Below are 19,181 nucleotides of genomic sequence, written 5' to 3' on the forward strand. Positions count from 1 at the left end.
CTTTCTTTAATTATTCTTAGGTCATCATGTGTCATTGGCGACAAGACCTGCCGCAAAGCTTGTTCATGTGGGTCAGGTCAGGTCAAGAGGTCGAATTTGGGTTCTGGTCACTTCTGACCTGTTTTTGTATAGGAAAGGCTCACGATAGCGCTGACATTTGCGCAAATGACCGGAGAGATGACAAATGACCAATTGGAGTACAGCAAGCTGGCGCACCAAACCGCGAATCCAGATGCCCGATTATCCTGATCAAGCCGCCTTGAATGCCGTTGAGGCACAGCTGGCGCGTTATCCGGTTCTGGTCTTTGCCGGCGAGGCGCGGAAACTGAAAAAGCACCTCGGCGCTGTCAGCCGCGGCGAGGCATTCTTGCTGCAGGGCGGCGATTGCGCCGAAAGCTTTGAGCAATTCAGCTCGGACGCGATCCGCGACACGTTCAAAGTGATGCTGCAGATGGCAATGGTGCTGACCTACGGGGCGAAGGTGCCGGTGGTCAAACTGGGCCGGATGGCCGGCCAATTCGCCAAACCACGCAGTGCGCCCACCGAAACAGTCAACGGTGTTGAATTGCCAAGCTACCGTGGCGACATCATCAATGCGCTGGAATTCACACCAGAGGCGCGCATTCCTGATCCGACCAAGATGTTGCGGGCCTATACCCAGGCCGCCGCGACACTGAACCTGTTGCGCGCCTTTTCAACAGGCGGTTTTGCCGACATGAGCCAGGTGCACGCCTGGACGCTGGGCTTTACCGATGCCGATGACGCCGAAAAATACCGCGAGATTGCCACCCGCATTCAGGACACGATCGATTTCATGTCCGCCGCGGGCATCACCGCAAGCACAACCCATGAATTCTCGACCGTGGAGTTCTACACCAGCCATGAATCGCTGCTGCTGGAATATGAGCAGGCGCTGACGCGGCTTGATTCGACCTCCGGCAAATGGCTGGCGGGTTCGGGTCACATGATCTGGATCGGGGACCGCACCCGTCAGCCGGATGGCGCGCATGTGGAATTTGCACGCGGCGTTCAGAACCCCATTGGATTGAAATGTGGTCCAAGCATGGAAGTGGACGATCTCAAAAAGCTGATGGCAACGCTGAACCCCGAAAACGAGGCCGGGCGTCTGACGCTGATCGCGCGGTTCGGGGCCGGATCGGTCGGCGATCATCTGCCACGCCTGATCAAGGCCGTGCAGGAAGAGGGCGCAAATGTTGTGTGGACCTGTGACGCGATGCACGGCAACACCATCAAGTCCTCAAGCGGCTACAAAACGCGGCCCTTTGAATCGGTGCTGCGCGAAGTGCGCGAATTCTTTGACGTACATGCCGCCGAAGGGACAGTGCCCGGCGGTGTCCATTTTGAGATGACAGGCCAGGACGTGACAGAATGCACAGGCGGCGTACGCGCGGTCAGTGATGAGGATCTGTCAGACCGGTATCACACCGCCTGCGATCCGCGTCTGAACGCCAGCCAGTCGCTTGAACTGGCATTCCTGGTGGCCGAAGAATTGTCAGCCCGCCGCACATCACAGGCGTCACAGGCCGCTGGCCAAGGCTGATCGGGATTGATCGGGTGATTTAACAAACAACGACGCCGCTGGCATTCTGCGCAGCGGCGTTTTGACCGGTAACAACAATTTGCCACACATGGCTCAACTTACTTGTCGGATTTGACCAGCCGCAAATACGGCGGTCGCGCCTTGCCCTCTTTGCCCTTGAAAGGCGCTTTGGGCGCACGGAACCCCGGTATTTGCTCATGCGGTGCGGGTCGGACCACAGGGGCCGCAGGAAGGTCAAGACGCGTAACAGTCCGGCCCGGTACCAAGGGCCGCACCTCTTGCTCGATCAGATCAAAACGACGCGGGGCGGTGCCGATGTCGCCACGGCTGACCAGACATCCCAAGGCGCGGCTCACATCGCCCAAGTCGCTTTTAAGTGGCAGCAACACCATCCTTGCATCAAGCGCTGCACGCCGGACCCCACCGGGTGACGTCAGGCGCAGGGTGGCAGTGGCAGGTGTCTGAAACACATCCTCAAGTCCATCAGCAATCTGGCGGCGGGCATTCGGGGCAAACAACGCGGTCAGCGGCATGCCACGAACCTCCATCCCCATAAGCTCGTTCAAATGGCTGCCGCCAATCCGCATACGCGCAATACCCGGTGCAATACGCTCAAGGATAAACGCATATTCCAGCGCCGCTTCGATCCCGCGTGGATCAACTTCGGACCGTTTGGGCAACAGATTACCGCCCCGCAGCGCCTCCCAATAGGCTTCTAGCTGCGCGATGATGGCAAACCCGGTATCTGATTGATAATCTGACATAGAGACAACATTTTGCGCGTTCTGGCCATGCTTGTCCATCAGCGTTCACCTTACCTTTGTTTTCGTTTCAGGGCTGCGCGACTTTGTCTCGAAATTTTGCCAGTATCGCGCCAACATGCGGCACCAAGGCCACAGTCCTTACCAAAAACTTAATAGCGGGCCTTTGATACAATTGGTGACTTTTTCGCGCGTCTGGTTAATCGGTTAATGCGCTCAACCTATGCTGGCGGGGCTTGCTCCCGACCCTTGTTTGCCCGTATTGGGACGGCATCGCCGTGCCAAAAAGGACCCTCCATATGATCAGGTCGATGACAGGATTTGCATCTGCCAGCAGTGCAGACGCGCCGTTCAGTTGGGGTTGGGAGGTCCGTTCCGTGAATGGAAAGGGCCTTGATCTGCGCCTGCGCGTGCCCGACTGGGTCGACGGGCTTGAGGCCGGATTGCGCAAGAAACTGTCCGCCCGCGCGACCCGTGGCAACATCGCCTGCAACCTGCGTCTTGTGCGCGAAGGCGGGGCCACGGGCCTGACAGTCAATGCCGACCAACTGACCGCCGTGCTGAGCGCATTGCACCAGATCGAACAACAGGCGATGGACGCGGGGCTGTCATTGGCCCCCTCCAAGGCCACAGACATCGTGACAATGCGCGGCGTTCTGGAACAATCCGCACAGGTGCAGGACACTGCCGCCCTTTGCGCCACGCTGCTGCGCGATTTCGATGCGGTGCTGGCAGATTTTGACGCCATGCGGCAGAGCGAGGGGGCGTTGTTGGCTGACCTGCTGGACAGCCAGCTGGGACAGGTGGCCAGCCTGACGTCCGAGGCCGCAGCCCTTGCCGACACCCGCAAAGATGAAATGGCCGCAACCCTGCGCCGCAATCTGGCCCGGGTGATGGACAATGCCGAAGGTGCGGATGAGGCACGCATCGCACAGGAACTGGCATTGATCGCGGTGAAATCAGATATCACCGAAGAAATCGACCGGCTCGGTGCGCATGTCTCGGCGGCGCGCGATCTGTTGGGGCAGGGTGGTGCCGTGGGCCGCAAGCTGGATTTTCTGATGCAGGAATTCAACCGTGAGGCGAACACACTGTGTTCCAAGGCGCAGAACAAAGCGCTGACGACCGTTGGGCTGGCGCTGAAGGCGGTGATCGACCAGATGCGCGAACAAGTGCAGAATGTGGAGTAAAACATGACGGACCGACAGGGGTTATTGATCATTCTCAGCTCGCCTTCCGGGGCTGGCAAATCCACTTTGGCCCGGGCGCTTCGGACCTGGGATCCGACGATCTCGTTTTCGGTTTCGGCCACCACGCGCGCCGCCCGTCCGGGCGAAGAAAATGGGCGCGAATATCATTTTGTGTCCGAACCTGAGTTCAAGAGAATGGTTGCAGAGCGTGAATTGCTTGAACATGCGCATGTTTTCGGGAATTTCTACGGCTCACCCAAGGCCCCCGTGCTGGCCGCGATGCAGACCGGCACAGATGTGCTTTTTGACATTGACTGGCAGGGCGCACAGCAAATCCGCAATTCCACCCAAGGCATGAACACGCTGACGATCTTCCTTCTGCCCCCCTCGATTTCGGAACTCAGAAACCGGCTTTTGACCCGCGCACAGGATGATGCCAAGACAGTGGCGCGGCGGATGGAAAAAAGCTGGGATGAGATAAGCCATTGGGATGGCTATGATTTTGTCCTGATTAACGATGATCTTGAGAAAACCGAAGCACAGCTCAGGTCGATCATCATCGCAAGCCGCCTGCGGCGCAGCCAGCAAACGCACCTCAATGACCATGTGCGCAAATTGCAGGCGGAGTTTGAGGAATTGTCATGACGCTTTATGCTTTGGGAACCGATCGCCCGACAATTGATGATGACGCATGGGTTGCCCCGGACGCAAATCTGATTGGCAAGGTTGTGCTTGAAGCCGGCAGTTCGGTCTGGTTCGGCTCAACACTGCGCGGCGACAACGAAGTGATCCATGTTGGCAGGGGCAGTAACGTGCAGGAAAACTGCGTGTTTCATACGGATATGGGGTTTCCGCTGACAATTGGGACCAATTGCACAATCGGGCACAAAGTGATGCTGCACGGCTGTACCATTGGCGATAATTCCCTGATCGGAATGGGGGCCACAGTGCTGAATGGGGCCCGGATTGGCAAGAATTGCCTAATTGGCGCAGGTGCATTGATCACAGAAAACAAGGTGATCCCGGATGGATCGCTGGTCATGGGCGCACCGGGCAAGGTGATCCGACAGCTTGATGACAAGGCCATTGCGGCGCTGACCGCCAGTGCCGTGCATTACGCGCACAACGCGGCACGCTTTCGGCGCGACCTTAAACCGATCTGAAACATGACACCGGTACCGCATCTCTATGAGCTGTTGGCGGCCTTACCTTTGCCGACACTGGCCATCGACAAGAGCGAACGGATCATTGCCCTCAATCCATCCGCCGAGGCGCTGATCGGGACCAATGCGAAGGGCCGCCATTTCATCACCATTCTGCGCCAGCCCCAGTTGGTCGAAGCGGTTGAACACACTCTGGCCGACCACACCGCGCGCACCGCCCCCTATCTGGCCGGCGATGCCGGACGCGACACCACCTATGATGTATCTTTGCGGGCGATGCCGGACACCGGCATTGTCATCCTGAGCTTTCAGGATGTGACGCACCTGACCCAAGCCGGCCAAATGCGCCGCGATTTTGTTGCCAACGTCAGCCATGAGCTGCGCACGCCGCTGACCGCACTTATGGGGTTCATCGAAACATTGGGCGGCCCTGCGCGCGATGACCCTGCGGCAAGGGATCGCTTTCTTGGCATCATGACCGGAGAGGCAGAGCGGATGAACCGGCTGGTTGGTGATCTGTTGTCGCTCAGCCGGGTTGAGGCCGAAGAACGTGTGCGCCCCACCGCGCAGATCGACGTGGGCAGTGTTTTGCAAACCACATTGCGCAATCTCAACCCGCTGGCCGTGGACAACGGTGTGACGCTGAAACCCGATCTGGGGTCTGATCCGCTGACCGTGCTTGGCGATGCCGATCAGCTGTTGCAGGTCTTCACCAACCTTGTTGAAAACGCCATCAAATATGGCGGGTCTGGTGGAACCGTGGATATCACCGCCCGGACCCATGCCCACGACACGGCACTGCGCGCGCCCGCAGTGCGCATCACGGTCGCCGACCACGGGCCCGGCATTGACCCTTTGCACATACCGCGCCTGACCGAACGGTTTTACCGCGCCGACAGCCACCGCAGCCGCGCCCTTGGCGGCACCGGACTGGGGCTGGCGATTGTAAAGCATATCCTGAACCGACACCGTGGACGGCTCAGAATCACCAGCGAATTGGGGCAGGGCGCAGAATTTACCGTCATTTTACCGCTGGAGAATGCGGGCATTTGACCAGAACGCAGCAATTTTTGCCATTTCTGACGCCTGTCACGGAGCTTGTCATAAAACTGTAACGTCGCTGTCACAAAAGCGCAGTGAGAGCCGCCTAAACGGGCCTCAAGATCACCATGGGGGTGATCATAAAGACTGCTGACAGGAGACATCATGTCCTTCGCAAAAATGACCACATCCGCGCTGGCGATCGCCGCCGTTTCTGCAACCGCCGCTGCGGCCCGTGATCAGGTGCAAGTCGCCGGGTCCTCCACTGTGCTGCCCTATGCCTCTATCGTCGCCGAGGCCTTTGGCGAGAATTTTGATTTCCCAACCCCCGTTGTTGAATCAGGCGGGTCCTCTGCTGGCCTCAAGCGTTTCTGCGAAGGTGTGGGCGAAAACACCATCGACGTGGCCAACGCATCGCGTCAGATCAAGGACAGCGAAGTTGAGGTCTGTGCCGCAAATGGTGTGACCGATATCATCGAGGTTCAGATCGGCTATGACGGCATCGTATTTGCCTCTGACGTCGCCGGAGCGAGCTTTGAGTTCACCCCGACCGACTGGTACAAAGCGCTGAGCGCCGAAGTGGTCGTGGACGGCGCGATTGTCGCCAATCCCTATACCATGTGGAACGAAGTGAACCCCGATTTCCCGGCACAGGCTATCCAAGCCTATGTTCCCGGCACCAAGCATGGTACGCGCGAAGTCTTTGAGGAAAAGGTCATTCTGGCTGGCTGCGAAGAGACGGGCGATTTCGAGGCGTTCATGGCTGTGAATGGCGATGACAAAAAGGCCGCCGAGAAATCCTGTATCGCCCTGCGCACGGATGGCAAATCGGTGGATATCGACGGTGATTACACCGAAACACTCGCCCGCATCGAAAGCAACAAGGACGGCATCGGCGTATTTGGCCTCGCCTTCTATGAGAACAACACTGACAAGCTTCAGGTTGCGACCATGTCGGGTGTCGTGCCTTCGACCGACAGCATCTCAACCGGCGAATACCCGGTGTCCCGCCCGCTGTTCTTTTACGTCAAAAAGGCCCACATCGGCGTGATCCCCGGCCTCAAGGAATATGCCGAGTTCTTTGTTGCGGATGAAATTGCCGGCCCGGATGGTCCTTTGGCGGAATATGGTCTGGTTTCTGATCCTGCACTGACAGATACCCAAACCACCGTCGCGGATGAAATCGTGATGGGCGGTGGTTCCTGAGACCCGGTCTAAATTGATAAACCAAGGGCCGCGGTTGAGCTGCGGCCCTTGATGTTGACGCGACACCCGATGCCAAGCCCAAAGAAACCAAAGGCGCGAAAGACAGTGCAATGACAGCCACCATTTTTGGCCTCCCCACACCAATCGCCTTGATCTTTGCCGTTTTGGGCATCGCCTTGCTTGGCTATGTTGCGGCCCGCAAACGGGCGGTGGCACGGGCAGGGGGCGATGCGCGCAATCTGCATTCCCTGCCAAACTTCTATGGCATGACGGCAGCGATGTTTGCCGCCGTCCCGGCACTTGGCATCATGGTGATCTGGCTTTTGGCACAACCGACCGTAGTCCAGAACGCGGTTCTGCCGCTGATCCCGGCCAGTGAAATCAGCAGCGCCGGCACCCAGAGCCTGATCCTGTCGGATGTGCGCAGGGTTGCGGATGGATTGGACATCGCCCTGACGCAAGGCGCTTTGACGCCAGCCGAAATCGGTGCAATGGCGGACGATCCATCCTCTTTGCGGGCCACGCTTGGCAATGTGGGTGTGGCGCTGGGTTCAGAGGTTCAGCCCTATGTTCTGGCAGCGGCACAGAAATCACGTGCCATCTCTGCGCAGGGGCGACTTTGGATGGTTGTGGTGGTGCTGGTGCTGGCCGTTTTGGGCGCGGCCATCGCCGTGCGCGCCGCTGATCCGGCATTTCGCGCGCGCAATGTTGTCGAGCGTGGCATCATGGTGCTGCTGATTGCTGCGGCGTCACTGGCCATTCTGACCACCGTGGGCATCGTTTTCTCGATGTTGTTTGAATCGATCAACTTTTTCCGCCTGCACGATTGGAAAGACTTCTTTCTTGGCAGCACCTGGGCCCCAAATTTCCGTGGTGACAGCGATCTGTCGATCCTGCCATTGCTCTGGGGTACGCTTTATATTTCAATCATCGCCTTGCTTGTGGCCGTGCCCATCGGCCTTTTTGCCGCGATCTACCTAAGTGAATACGCCAACAGCAAAGTGCGCAGTCTGGCCAAACCGCTGCTCGAAATCCTCGCGGGGATCCCGACAATCGTCTATGGCCTCTTTGCGCTGCTGACTGTTGGTCCCACGCTTGTGCGCATCTTTGGCCGGGGCGAAGATGGGCTTTTGGGGGTCGACTGGATGTCGGGTGCCACATCCGTTCTGACCGCCGGGCTGGTCATGGGCATCATGCTGATCCCTTTCGTATCCTCCCTGTCTGACGATATCATCAACGCGGTGCCGCAATCGCTGCGCGACGGGTCCTTTGGCCTTGGCGCGACACATTCCGAAACCGTGCGTCAGGTGATCTTGCCTGCGGCCCTGCCGGGCATTGTGGGGGCCATCCTGCTGGCTGCGAGCCGCGCGATTGGCGAGACCATGATCGTGGTGCTGGGGGCAGGGGCCATTGCCCGGATATCAGCCAATCCACTTGAGGCGATGACAACCATCACCACCCGCATCGTCAGCCAGCTGACCGGCGACACCGATTTTGCCAGCCCTGAGACACTGGTGGCCTTCGCGCTGGGTCTGACGCTCTTTGTGCTGACGCTGGGGCTCAATGTTGTGGCGCTTTATATCGTGCGCAAATACCGGGAGCAGTACGAATGACCGATGTCACCAACGCGCATAAATCCCTGCTGGTTCAGGACGCACGCACCCGCAAACGCAACCGGGCAGAGGCGCGGTTCAAGATGTACGGCATCGCTGCGATCGCGGTTGGCCTTCTGATGCTCGCGGTTCTGCTGGTGACAATCATCGGACGCGGGGCAGGTGCGTTTCAACAGACGTTTGTCACACTGCCAGTTGAGCTCGCGGCAGAAAAGCTCGACAAAAAAGGCAATCGCGATCTGGCAGACATCAAGAAAGTCTCCACCTTTGGCTATGCCCCATTGATGAACGCAGCCCTTGAGGCGAAAGTCGCACAGGCCGGGATCGAAACTGGGCTCAAACCCAAGGCGATGGCCGATATCCTGTCAAAAGATGCTGCCGCCCAATTGCGTAATTTTGTTCTGGCCAATCCTGAAATGATCGGCGAGGTCGTTGAATTCAGGTTTCTGACCAACAGCCGCGTTGATGGATACCTTAAAGGCAGGGTCACCCGCGACAGCATCGCCAACGACAAGAACATCAACGCGGAACAACTTGATCTTGTTGACCAATTGCGCGCCGATGGTGCGTTGAAAAAGCAATTCAATCTGGCGTTCATCACCGGTGCCGATGCCTCGGATGCGCGGCCAGAGGCGGCAGGCATGGGCGTCTCCATGATTGGGTCGCTCTTTATGATGCTGGTTGTGCTGGTCCTTGCTTTGCCCATTGGCGTCGCTGCGTCGATCTATCTTGAGGAATTTGCACCGAAAAACTGGATCACCGACATTATTGAGGTGAACATCTCAAACCTTGCGGCGGTCCCCTCGATCGTCTTTGGTATCCTTGGTCTGGCCGTTTTCATCAATTACATGCATCTGCCAAACTCGGCCCCATTGGTCGGTGGTCTGGTGCTGACGCTGATGACCTTGCCGACGATCATCATTTCAACCCGCGCATCGTTGAAATCCGTTCCGCCCTCGATCCGGGATGCGGCACTGGGGGTTGGGGCGTCGAAGATGCAATCGGTGTTCCACCACGTGCTGCCCCTTGCGGCACCCGGCATTCTGACCGGCGCAATCATCGGATTGGCGCAGGCCTTGGGTGAAACGGCGCCGCTGTTGCTGATTGGCATGGTCGGTTTTATCGCGTCAAACGCACCTGACAGCATTTCATCGGGCCTGCTTGACCCAAACTCTGCCATGCCCGCCCAGATCTATGAATGGGCCAAACGCGCCGACCCGGCCTTTTACGAACGGGCATGGGGCGGTATCATTATCTTGCTGGTATTCCTGATCACAATGAACGCCATCGCCATCATGCTGCGCCGCCGATTTGAGCGGCGCTGGTAAGGGAAGCATCCATGAAAGACCACCTAATACCGGAGAATGACGTGACAACCAAACCCGTCAAGATCGCAGCCCGCGACGTGCAGGTCTATTACGGCGACAATCACGCAATCAAGGACGTGAGCGTCGACATAGAGGACAAGACCGTGACCGCCTTCATCGGTCCTTCAGGCTGTGGCAAATCGACATTTCTGCGTTGTATCAACAGGATGAACGACACAATTGATGTGTGTCGCGTCACGGGTGACATCCGCATTGACGGCGAAGACATCTATGATCGCGCTGTTGATCCAGTGCAATTGCGCGCCAAGGTCGGCATGGTGTTTCAAAAACCGAACCCGTTCCCCAAATCCATCTATGACAATGTGGCATATGGCCCGCGAATTCATGGATTGGCCCGCAATAAGAACGACTTGGACGAGATTGTTGAACGCGCACTTAAACGTGCCGCGATCTGGAACGAAGTGAAAAACCGCTTGCAAGCGCCCGGCACAGGCTTGTCAGGGGGCCAGCAACAACGCCTGTGCATTGCCCGCGCGGTTGCAACCGAACCCGAGGTGTTGCTGATGGACGAACCGTGCTCTGCACTGGACCCGATTGCGACCGCACAGGTTGAAGAACTGATTGATGAATTGCGCACGAATTTCTCGGTGGTGATCGTCACGCACTCGATGCAGCAAGCCGCCCGCGTCAGCCAGAAAACCGCGTTTTTCCACCTTGGACATCTGGTGGAGTTTGGTGAGACCGACAAAATCTTTACCTCACCCGAGGACCCCCGCACAGAATCCTACATTACCGGCCGGATTGGATAATATCATGCAAGATCAACATATTGCGTCTGCCTTTGACCGTGATTTGGAGGCCGTTCAGGCCCAGATCATGAAAATGGGCGGTCTGGTCGAAGACGCCATTCGCCTTGCCGCGCAATCGCTCGAAACCCGCGACGATGAACTTGCAGATAAAGTGCGGGCAGGGGACAAGGCCATTGATGCGCTCGAAGACCTGATCAATGAACGGGCAGCACGGGTGATTGCGCTGCGGGCACCCACTGCCATTGATTTGCGTCTGATCCTGAGCGTGATAAAGATTAGCGCCAGCCTGGAACGCATTGGAGACTATGCTAAAAACATGGCCAAGCGCACTGGCGTGCTGTCGCAGATCGACCCGGTGAACGACGGTGCTGGTTCGATCAGACGCATGGCGCGCACGGTTGAAGGCATGCTCAAAGACGCGCTGGATGCCTATATCCAACGCGATGCCGAATTGGCGATGGATGTCATTGGACGCGACGAAGATGTGGACCAGATGTACAACGCCTTGTTCCGCGAATTCCTGACATTCATGATGGAAGATCCGCGCAATATCACGGCCTGTATGCACCTGCATTTCATCGCCAAAAACACCGAACGGATGGGTGATCTTGTGACGTCGATTGCAGAACAGGTGGTCTATCTGGTAACCGGACAGCACCCCGAAGAAGCACGGCCAAAAGCAGATCAAACCTCAATTCGGCCAAAGGCTTGAGTGACATGTCAGTGAGCCAACCCCAGGTCCTGCTGGTCGAAGATGAACCGGCCCAACGCGAGGTTCTGGCCTATAACCTTGAGGCCGAAGGATACATCGTGCGCCGCGCCGAGAATGGCGAAGAAGCCATGCTGCTGGTGGCCGAAGCAAGGCCGGATCTGATGATCCTTGATTGGATGATGCCGCTGATGAGCGGACTTGAAGTGTGCCGCCAGATCAAAACCCGCGAGGAAACCCGCGGCATTCCGGTCATCATGCTGTCCGCCAGATCAGAAGACGTCGATGCCGTCCGCGGACTGGAGACCGGTGCAGATGATTATGTTATCAAACCGTATTCGCTGAAAGAGCTGATGGCGCGCGTGCGCACACAACTGCGCCGGTCACGTCCGGCGGCGGCTGGTGCATCGCTCACGTATCAGGACATCACCCTTGATCCTGAACGCCACTGGGTCAGCCGTGGCGCGCATGACCTCAAACTAGGGCCGACCGAATATAGGCTGCTGGTGACGCTGTTGGAAAAGCCGGGCCGGGTTTTTAGCCGCGACCAATTGCTCGACCACGTGTGGGGCCGCGATATCTATGTCGATACACGCACGGTCGACGTGCACATCGCCAGATTGCGCAAAACGCTCACCAAACATGGCGGCAAGGACCCAATCCGCACCGTTCGCGGTGCGGGCTACGCATTAGGGTGATGCAGCAAGTATCTGATTTTGCAGTAACTCGGCATATCATTTATTTACATAATACTGATTATGAGTACTATGGTCATTAAAAAAACCCACACCGGCAGTACACCCTTACACGCTTGGCAACACCATCTCAGATCGTCACCCTACTGGACACGCGGACGTCGCACACGTTAACTGCGCAGAAACAAAGTGAGTTCTGACCCATGCCTTCTGTTATGATCCTCAATGGTCCCAACCTAAACCTGCTGGGCTCGCGCCAGCCCGAAGTATATGGCAAGACGACCTTGGCGGACATCAATGAGCTGTGCGAAACTGCGGCGCAGCGCCTAGGCCTGACAATTGCCTTTGAGCAATCCAACCACGAAGGCATCCTGATCGATCTGATTCATGCCGCCAAAGGCACCCATGGTGCGATTATCCTCAATGCCGGCGCATTGACCCACACGTCCATTGCGCTCATGGACGCGATCGCATCCGTTGAACTGCCCGTTGTTGAGGTTCATCTGAGCAATATCCATGCCCGCGAGGAATTTCGGCATACCTCCTACATTGCTCCTGTCGCACTGGGTCAAATCTGCGGATTCGGGGCCAAAGGATATGAGATGGCTCTGGACGCGCTGTCAGATCATCTTTTGAAATCATGAGCTTACGGGCGTACCTTCACGCCATTGCGCGCTGCCCGTCGCTGGAGCAACTTTGGGAAACGCATACGCAACGAATGGCCGAATACGGCTTTGACCGGCTGATTTATGGGTTCACAAGGTATCGCACTTCAACATCTTTGGGCGATCCCGAAGATTTTGTTATCCTGACCAACCACACCCGCGAATACACGGACGAATTTCTGCATGGCGGCCTGTATTTCCACGCGCCTATGGTGCAATGGGCGCTCGCGCATGATGGGGCGTGCAGTTGGGCTGTTCTACATGAAATGACCCGTGAACGCGCCATGACCCCTGCGGAAGAGCGTGTGGTTGAATTCAATCGGCACATTGGTGTGCACGCCGGCTATACCGTGAGCTTCAAATCGATCTCCAACCGCTCAAAAGGTGCAATTGCGCTGACCGCGAAGCCCGGCATGTCTCAGGGTGAAGTTGATGCGGTTTGGGCCGAGCATGGCAGTGATATTCAACTGATGAACGACATTGCACATCTCAAGATCCTCACCCTGCCCTACAGCACGCCCAGCCGTGCCTTGACGCCGCGCCAACGTGAGGCGCTGGAATGGGTCGGCGACGGCAAGACCATGCAGGATATCGCCGTACTGATGGGACTGACCACCGCCACGGTTGAAAAGCATCTGCGCCTCGCACGGGATGCGCTGGCGGTCGAGACAACGGCCCAGGCCGTGTTGAAGGCGTCATTTGCGAACCAAATGTTTGTGATGGACGTCTGAAACGCAATAAAAATGCGCAAGGTAAGGAATCCCCTACTGGTCATTTATTTCAAGTTGACGCATAGTAATCTTGTTCCTGCAAAACGGATTTTCCCTAGGAACAACGGCCCGCAAATCCCTGACATAAAGGGGCTCTTTCAGGTCGCCGCGATCAGCTGGCATATTGTTCGCCTGACTGACCGGACTTTACATACACGCCCGGCTCCTCCCCGAGCATATTGTACCGTATGGGCGATTAGGGCAGGTTCATGAGTTGCCATGGACCTGCCCGACCCTACTTCACTGGTTCGTGCCACCCCCACTGCCATACTCAAGCCAACCGCGCGCCGCCGGATCCAAGGCGCTGTCCATCGCCACGTCATAGGCCCTTAACTGGTCCGAGGTCAGTTTGCCTTGCCATTTCCCGCTTGTACCACTGTGAAAGAAATCAGAATCAGACTTCATAAAACCTTTGCCACCAGAGGGCGCGTATCGCTCTGCATGGGTCTTCATATTGTCAAACGTGGCAGCGGACACCAAGGCAGACATCACATCGGGCGGATGTGAGATGCCCAGCAACTGCGCAACCTTTGCCATCGTCCCAGCCAGATCCCGGGTCATGTCAGCGTAGTGAAACAAGGACACATTGGGGCGATCCGCCAGCGCAAGAGCCGCCTTATAGTGCTGCAGTATATGCGCCAGCGGCATTGCATCCATGTCAAAACCTTCGGCCCCGCCATCCAGAAAGCGGCGGAATATCACCTCGTTGTCCTCGTCCTCTGGATAAAAGAGTTCAAATCCCTTCACCGGGATATTCCGCACGTGTTTGCGATAGGAAAAATGCGCATCCAGAGGATGGCGGAAAACCAACAGATATTGCCCATCCTCGCGGTACGGCAGACCGTCCATCGGCGTGTGACTTTTGACACTCCGACGATGCGGCATTGCTTCAAGCCGGTCAGCAACCTCGTCCATTTCGCGGATGCGAATGTCGATCCATGGCATCTTCACCGATAGCTCTGGTTCGACGTCAGGGTCGCCGGAAAAAAGCAGCGCCACGATGGTTTGCATCCATGTGGTCCCGCATTTCGGTGGGGTGACGACATAGACATCATCCGGGCGCGCCACGAACTTGTCCCAGCGTCGGTTGTCGGTCAGTGGACCCAGATACAATTTCCGATCTGACATGGTGATCAATCCTATTCAATAAATTGAACAAGCCCAAGCGTCCGCAGTCCGATCTCAAAACAAAAAACGGGGCGCATCGCTGCACCCCGTTTCAGATATTTTTGTGTGGTAAGCTTAGCCTTTGGCGGCTTTGGCCACTTCGGCTGCGAAATCTTCTTTGATGACTTCGATGCCCTCACCCACTTCGAGACGTACAAATCCGGTGATTGTGGCACCTGCTTCTTTGGCCGCATCTTCGACGGTCAGGTCAGGGTTCACAACAAAGGCCTGATTCAGCAGCGTCACTTCGGACATGTATTTCTTCATCCGACCGACGATCATCTTTTCGATGACAGCTTCAGGCTTGCCGGATTCGCGGGCGATGTCCATCTGAACTGTTTTCTCTTTTTCGACCACGGATGGGTCAAGATCTGCCTCGGACAAGGACGCCGGGTTCACGGCTGCAATGTGCATTGCAACCTGTTTGCCAAAACCTTCATCGCCGCCGGTCATGGCGACCAGAACACCGATTTTGCCCATGCCGGGGGCTGCTGCGTTATGCACGTAGGACACAACGGTGTCGCCTTCGATAGCGGCCATGCGGCGTACCGACATGTTCTCACCGATCACGGCAACCGCGTCTGTCACGGTCTGTTCGACGGATTTGCCACCCATGTCCGCCGCTTTCAACGCATCGACATCGGATGCGGAAACTGCAACGTCAGCAATCCCGGCAACCATTTTCTGAAAATCAGAGTTCTTGCCAACAAAATCGGTTTCAGAGTTCACTTCAACCGCAACGCCGCGGCCACCGTCGACTTTGACCGCAACAAGACCTTCGGCAGCAGTACGACCGGATTTCTTGGCCGCTTTGGCCAATCCCTTGGTGCGCAGCCAATCGACGGCTGCTTCCATATCGCCGTCTGTTTCTGTCAGTGCCTTTTTGGCGTCCATCATGCCTGCGCCAGTGCTGTCGCGCAGTTCTTTGACCATAGATGCTGTGATTGCCATCTTCGGGGTCTCCTGTTTCAAATGAGGTGTTGGGGCAGGTCATCCCTGCCCCACGTTATAAAATCGACGCCGCCGGATGCATCCGGCGGTATCAGATCAGGACTTGGCGTCTGCCACTGTCTCTTTTTTGGATTCGATGTCCAAAACCGCGTCTTTCGACATAACGTCATCAGCCACTGTTTCAGAGGAGGCATTGCCAACTTCCACGCCTGTTGATGCTGCTGGTGCATCTTCAGCCAGCGCTTCTTCAGCGGGTGCTTCTTCCATTGCGCCCAGATCAACGCCTGCTGCACCCAGTTGGGCTGACATGCCGTCAAGAGCGGCACGTGCCGCCAGATCGCAGTAAAGGCCAATGGCGCGCGCCGCGTCATCGTTGCCCGGGATCAGGTAATCAACGCCGTCAGGTGAGCAATTGGTGTCAACCACAGCCACAACCGGGATACCCAGCTTGTTGGCTTCGGCAATGGCCAGCGCTTCTTTTTTCACGTCGATCACAAAGATCAGGTCAGGACGGCCACCCATTTCGCGGATACCACCCAAAGAAGCCTGAAGCTTGCCCTGATCGCGTTCCATGCCAAGACGTTCTTTCTTGGTCAGACCGGCAAAGCCGACTTCGGCTTGCTCGTCGATATGCTTGAGGCGCTGGATCGACTTTGACACCGTCTGCCAGTTGGTCAGCGTGCCACCCAGCCAGCGGTGGTTCATGTAATACTGAGCGCATTTTTCAGCGGCCTCTGCGACCGGCTGTGCTGCCTGACGCTTTGTCCCGACAAAAAGAATGCTGCCGCCCTTGGCGACGGTGTCACGGATGACTTGCAGTGCCTGATCCAGCATTGGAACAGTCTGTGTCAGGTCCATGATGTGAATGCCGTTGCGCGCGCCGTAAATATACGGACCCATACGTGGGTTCCAGCGCTGCGTCTGGTGGCCAAAGTGTACGCCTGCTTCAAGCAGTTGGCGCATGGAGAACTCAGGAAGAGCCATGTCTTTATACCTTTCCGGTTTAGCCTCATCGGGGGTATGACACCATGTGGTGCCAACCGGCGGACGTCTTGGAATGTCTCCCCAAGCAAGCCCAACCCCGACTGCGGGTTTAAGTGAGGTGGCGTATAGGGTGCTGCAGAACACTGTGCAAGGGTCGATTTAACCTTTGACAGCACACAGCGACTGGTCTTTGCTGGTTCACGCAAATGTGACGGGCGCAACCAATCGTCTTCGCGCAGAGTTATATAAAAGAACAATGACAATGGGGAATATCAGATGAACATCTTTACCACTGCAATCGCGGCATCTTTTTTGGCCGTGGCAGCCTATGCTGAACCGCTGACCTTGACGCCCGCAGATCCACAGCCTGACGCAGGCGACCTGGCACCGGGGCTGGCCGTTTCTTACGCCTACAAAAGCGTGCGCACGCTGGAGGAGGCGACAGAGGCATTGCAGGACGCCAGCGAAGGGAAACCGATCAAGGGATTGTCTTATGAAGACAACAATGAGGGTGATCTGACAATGACATCAAAGTCCGCCCAGAAAGTGGTCGCCGCAATCAGTGGATTTATCCGCTTTGATGCGCCCGGCACTTTTGAGGTTGATACCCTCAGTAACGATGGTCTGGTGTTGACTGTTGGCGGTCAGGAAGTTGCGTTTTACGATGATGTTCATGCCTGCGAACCTTCGGGCGTGACAGAAGTCGAGGTGCCTGAGGCCGGATGGTACGCCCTTGAGGCAACCTATTTCCAACGCAAGGGGTCTGCCTGCCTGACCATGGAATGGAATGTAGACGGGGCATTGGGCCAGGTCCCGGACGCGGCGTTCGCGCACACCAAATAATGCAGGCGTTTCAGGCCTGATCCAAAAAATCCGAATGGGCCGCCCTGACGGCCCGTTCGCAAGCCAGCGCCAGCAACTTGCGATTGGCGAAATCAGCAACTTTCAAAGGCGGATGGTAGAAAATCGTCACGCTTCCTTGCCGCGCCTGTGCAAGCGTTGCAACAAGATGCGACCCAAAGGTCATATCCCCCCACCACCCGTAAAAACGCGCGTCCATGCCCGGTGGAGCGCGATACATAACTGTGACCGGCTGAACGGAAATTTCATCCCGTAAACTCGGCTCAAAAAATGCCTGAAACAACGTTGTCTTAAAGGGCAGCACCTGCAAACCATCCGTGCTGGTCCCTTCCGGAAAGAAAAGCAACTTGTGGCCAGCAAAAAGTCGGGTGTGGAAAACCTCGGTCTGCTCATGCGCTTTGGACGGATTGCGCTCGATAAACACAGTTCCAGTGGCGCGGGCCAGCCAACCGATGCCGGGCCACCCCGCCACTTCGGATTTTGAGACAAAATAGATCCGCTTGGCAACATTCAACGCAAATATATCAAGCCATGACGTATGGTTTGCCACGACTGCACCGCGCGCGGCCATCGGCGATCCCTGAACATGATGGGAAATGCCCAAGATTAAAAACGCCATGCGGCAGACGAATTGAGTGATATGGGGCGTCACCGGACGGTTCACCCCGAAGAGTGGCCGTTCAACCATCCGCACCAGCACCAAAACCGCCAGACCGCCAAACACCAGCACAGCCAGCGCCAGCCCCCGCAGGAAAACCCGTATCCAGCCCGCGACCGTTATGCGCGGCAAAACCGGCAGGTCACCACTGTCCCACGTCTGGGTCATTGCGGCCCCCCGCCATAGATGCGGGCCTGACGGGCGCTCATTTGGTTGGTGTCCATGATCAGGCACACATCGACGGTATTGAACGCATGGTCCACATAAGCCCCCTCGCCCACACATCCACCAAGGCGCAGATAGGCTTTGATCAGGCTCGGAATTTGCATCATCGCGGCACGCCGGTCCAGATGAGCCTCGTCAATCAAGTTCATGTTCTGGAAAGATTTATCCAATGTCCTGACCCGCAGTTCAGGTGGTGCCAGATGACGGTGGTGCAACAGCGACAAGGGCTGTGACAGGGCCGCGATGTCGGTGCCATGAAAACTCGCGACCCCGAATAATACCTCAATGCGGTGTTGGGCCACATATTGCGCCAGCGCGGCCCAGAGGTGATGCATCGCCATGCCGCCCCGGTAATCAGGGTGCAAACACGACCGACCAAGTTCCAGGATGCGCCGACCGGATGCCAGAAGCGGTGCCAGATCATATTCGCCTTCAGAATAGAACCGTCCAGCGTCGCGGGCTTTCTCTGGCCGCATCAAACGATAGACACCGACAACGGCCCCGGTGCGCTGATCGTAAAGCAAAAGATGGTCAAAAAACGGGTCCAGCTCGTCTTTTTCCAGCTCTGCATCGTGGTCCACCAGCGCGCCGCCGCCCCCCAGTTCTCGGACAAACACCTGATACCGCAGCCGCTGCGCGGCCCGCAGCTCTTCAGCCGTCTGTGCCAACTTTACGTGAAAATCTGCTGCAACTGCATGGGCCATTGGCCTTTTGCAACCCTCTCGGTGCCTGTTGAAACCTCTTAGGCAATCAGTTGTTCAAGTGCAATACGCACATATTTTTCGGAGATGCGCAATTACATGTATAAGTTGTATTGACGACAG

The 19,181-nt window shown here is 56.9% G+C and carries 20 protein-coding genes; 14 read left to right on the top strand and 6 right to left on the bottom strand.

Annotated elements, in window-relative coordinates:
• Window positions 1-184 precede the first annotated feature (184 nt).
• Entirely contained in the window at window positions 185-1,561 is a 1,377-nt protein-coding gene (locus C1J02_RS11260) for a class II 3-deoxy-7-phosphoheptulonate synthase (RefSeq protein WP_114878665.1), read from the top strand.
• Window positions 1,562-1,659: 98 nt separating this feature from the next.
• Here the strand turns inward: C1J02_RS11260 and C1J02_RS11265 are convergent, their stop codons facing one another.
• Window positions 1,660-2,364: a PAS domain-containing protein gene (locus C1J02_RS11265; RefSeq protein ID WP_114878666.1), complete on the bottom strand. Its 705-nt coding sequence runs from the start codon at window positions 2,362-2,364 to the stop codon at window positions 1,660-1,662.
• Window positions 2,365-2,621: 257 nt separating this feature from the next.
• Here C1J02_RS11265 and C1J02_RS11270 point away from each other — a divergent pair, with 257 nt between their 5' ends.
• From C1J02_RS11270 to C1J02_RS11325, 12 genes are all read left to right on the top strand, one after another.
• Window positions 2,622-3,512 (top strand): YicC/YloC family endoribonuclease, encoded by an 891-nt coding sequence (locus C1J02_RS11270; protein WP_114878667.1) that lies wholly within the window; start codon window positions 2,622-2,624, stop codon window positions 3,510-3,512.
• A gap of 3 nt (window positions 3,513-3,515) precedes the next feature.
• Complete coding sequence (gmk, locus tag C1J02_RS11275) at window positions 3,516-4,157, top strand: guanylate kinase (RefSeq protein ID WP_114878668.1); 642 nt, start codon at window positions 3,516-3,518, stop codon at window positions 4,155-4,157.
• Window positions 4,154-4,675 (top strand): gamma carbonic anhydrase family protein, encoded by a 522-nt coding sequence (locus tag C1J02_RS11280; protein ID WP_114878669.1) that lies wholly within the window; start codon window positions 4,154-4,156, stop codon window positions 4,673-4,675. The genes gmk and C1J02_RS11280 overlap by 4 nt, the downstream gene beginning before the upstream one ends.
• 3 nt (window positions 4,676-4,678) lie before the next feature.
• Complete coding sequence (locus C1J02_RS11285; protein ID WP_114878670.1) at window positions 4,679-5,728, top strand: ATP-binding protein; 1,050 nt, start codon at window positions 4,679-4,681, stop codon at window positions 5,726-5,728.
• 153 nt (window positions 5,729-5,881) lie between these two features.
• Window positions 5,882-6,922, top strand: a complete 1,041-nt coding sequence (locus C1J02_RS11290; RefSeq protein WP_114878671.1) for a substrate-binding domain-containing protein — start codon at window positions 5,882-5,884, stop codon at window positions 6,920-6,922.
• Between the two features lie 110 nt (window positions 6,923-7,032).
• Window positions 7,033-8,535 carry a phosphate ABC transporter permease subunit PstC gene (pstC, locus tag C1J02_RS11295; protein WP_114878672.1) on the top strand — a complete coding sequence of 501 codons (1,503 nt, stop codon included), beginning with the start codon at window positions 7,033-7,035 and terminating at the stop codon, window positions 8,533-8,535.
• On the top strand, window positions 8,532-9,863 hold the full coding sequence (gene pstA, locus C1J02_RS11300) for a phosphate ABC transporter permease PstA (RefSeq protein ID WP_114878673.1): 1,332 nt from the start codon (window positions 8,532-8,534) through the stop codon (window positions 9,861-9,863). Before pstC ends, pstA begins: the two co-directional genes overlap by 4 nt.
• A gap of 11 nt (window positions 9,864-9,874) precedes the next feature.
• The gene (gene pstB, locus C1J02_RS11305; RefSeq protein ID WP_114878674.1) at window positions 9,875-10,672 is read left to right on the top strand and encodes a phosphate ABC transporter ATP-binding protein PstB; all 798 of its coding nucleotides are present in this window, start codon (window positions 9,875-9,877) and stop codon (window positions 10,670-10,672) included.
• 4 nt (window positions 10,673-10,676) lie between these two features.
• Window positions 10,677-11,384, top strand: coding sequence for a phosphate signaling complex protein PhoU (gene phoU / locus C1J02_RS11310; RefSeq protein WP_114878675.1), 708 nt, complete (start codon window positions 10,677-10,679; stop codon window positions 11,382-11,384).
• 5 nt (window positions 11,385-11,389) lie between these two features.
• The gene (gene phoB / locus C1J02_RS11315; RefSeq protein ID WP_114878676.1) at window positions 11,390-12,079 is read left to right on the top strand and encodes a phosphate regulon transcriptional regulator PhoB; all 690 of its coding nucleotides are present in this window, start codon (window positions 11,390-11,392) and stop codon (window positions 12,077-12,079) included.
• Between the two features lie 200 nt (window positions 12,080-12,279).
• A complete protein-coding gene (gene aroQ / locus C1J02_RS11320) occupies window positions 12,280-12,720 on the top strand; it encodes a type II 3-dehydroquinate dehydratase (RefSeq protein ID WP_114878677.1) in 441 nt (146 codons plus the stop codon).
• Window positions 12,717-13,472 carry a LuxR family transcriptional regulator gene (locus C1J02_RS11325; RefSeq protein ID WP_114878678.1) on the top strand — a complete coding sequence of 252 codons (756 nt, stop codon included), beginning with the start codon at window positions 12,717-12,719 and terminating at the stop codon, window positions 13,470-13,472. The genes aroQ and C1J02_RS11325 overlap by 4 nt, the downstream gene beginning before the upstream one ends.
• Window positions 13,473-13,751: 279 nt before the next feature.
• Here the strand turns inward: C1J02_RS11325 and C1J02_RS11330 are convergent, their stop codons facing one another.
• From C1J02_RS11330 to rpsB, 3 genes are all read right to left on the bottom strand, one after another.
• A complete protein-coding gene (locus C1J02_RS11330) occupies window positions 13,752-14,639 on the bottom strand; it encodes a sulfotransferase domain-containing protein (RefSeq protein WP_114878679.1) in 888 nt (295 codons plus the stop codon).
• A 114-nt stretch (window positions 14,640-14,753) separates the two neighbouring features.
• A complete protein-coding gene (gene tsf / locus C1J02_RS11335) occupies window positions 14,754-15,629 on the bottom strand; it encodes a translation elongation factor Ts (protein ID WP_114878680.1) in 876 nt (291 codons plus the stop codon).
• 96 nt (window positions 15,630-15,725) lie between these two features.
• Complete coding sequence (rpsB, locus tag C1J02_RS11340; RefSeq protein WP_114878681.1) at window positions 15,726-16,613, bottom strand: 30S ribosomal protein S2; 888 nt, start codon at window positions 16,611-16,613, stop codon at window positions 15,726-15,728.
• A 276-nt stretch (window positions 16,614-16,889) separates the two neighbouring features.
• Here rpsB and C1J02_RS11345 point away from each other — a divergent pair, with 276 nt between their 5' ends.
• Window positions 16,890-17,456, top strand: coding sequence for a PA14 domain-containing protein (locus C1J02_RS11345; protein WP_114878682.1), 567 nt, complete (start codon window positions 16,890-16,892; stop codon window positions 17,454-17,456).
• 10 nt (window positions 17,457-17,466) lie between these two features.
• Here C1J02_RS11345 and C1J02_RS11350 read toward each other — a convergent pair whose 3' ends face one another.
• Window positions 17,467-18,300: a 1-acyl-sn-glycerol-3-phosphate acyltransferase gene (locus C1J02_RS11350; RefSeq protein ID WP_114878683.1), complete on the bottom strand. Its 834-nt coding sequence runs from the start codon at window positions 18,298-18,300 to the stop codon at window positions 17,467-17,469.
• A complete protein-coding gene (locus C1J02_RS11355; RefSeq protein WP_114878684.1) occupies window positions 18,297-19,061 on the bottom strand; it encodes a GNAT family N-acetyltransferase in 765 nt (254 codons plus the stop codon). Before C1J02_RS11355 ends, C1J02_RS11350 begins: the two co-directional genes overlap by 4 nt.
• Between the last annotated feature and the right edge of the window lie 120 nt (window positions 19,062-19,181).

This window comes from Sulfitobacter sp. SK011 (assembly GCF_003352065.1).
In the GTDB taxonomy this organism is placed as follows: domain Bacteria; phylum Pseudomonadota; class Alphaproteobacteria; order Rhodobacterales; family Rhodobacteraceae; genus Sulfitobacter.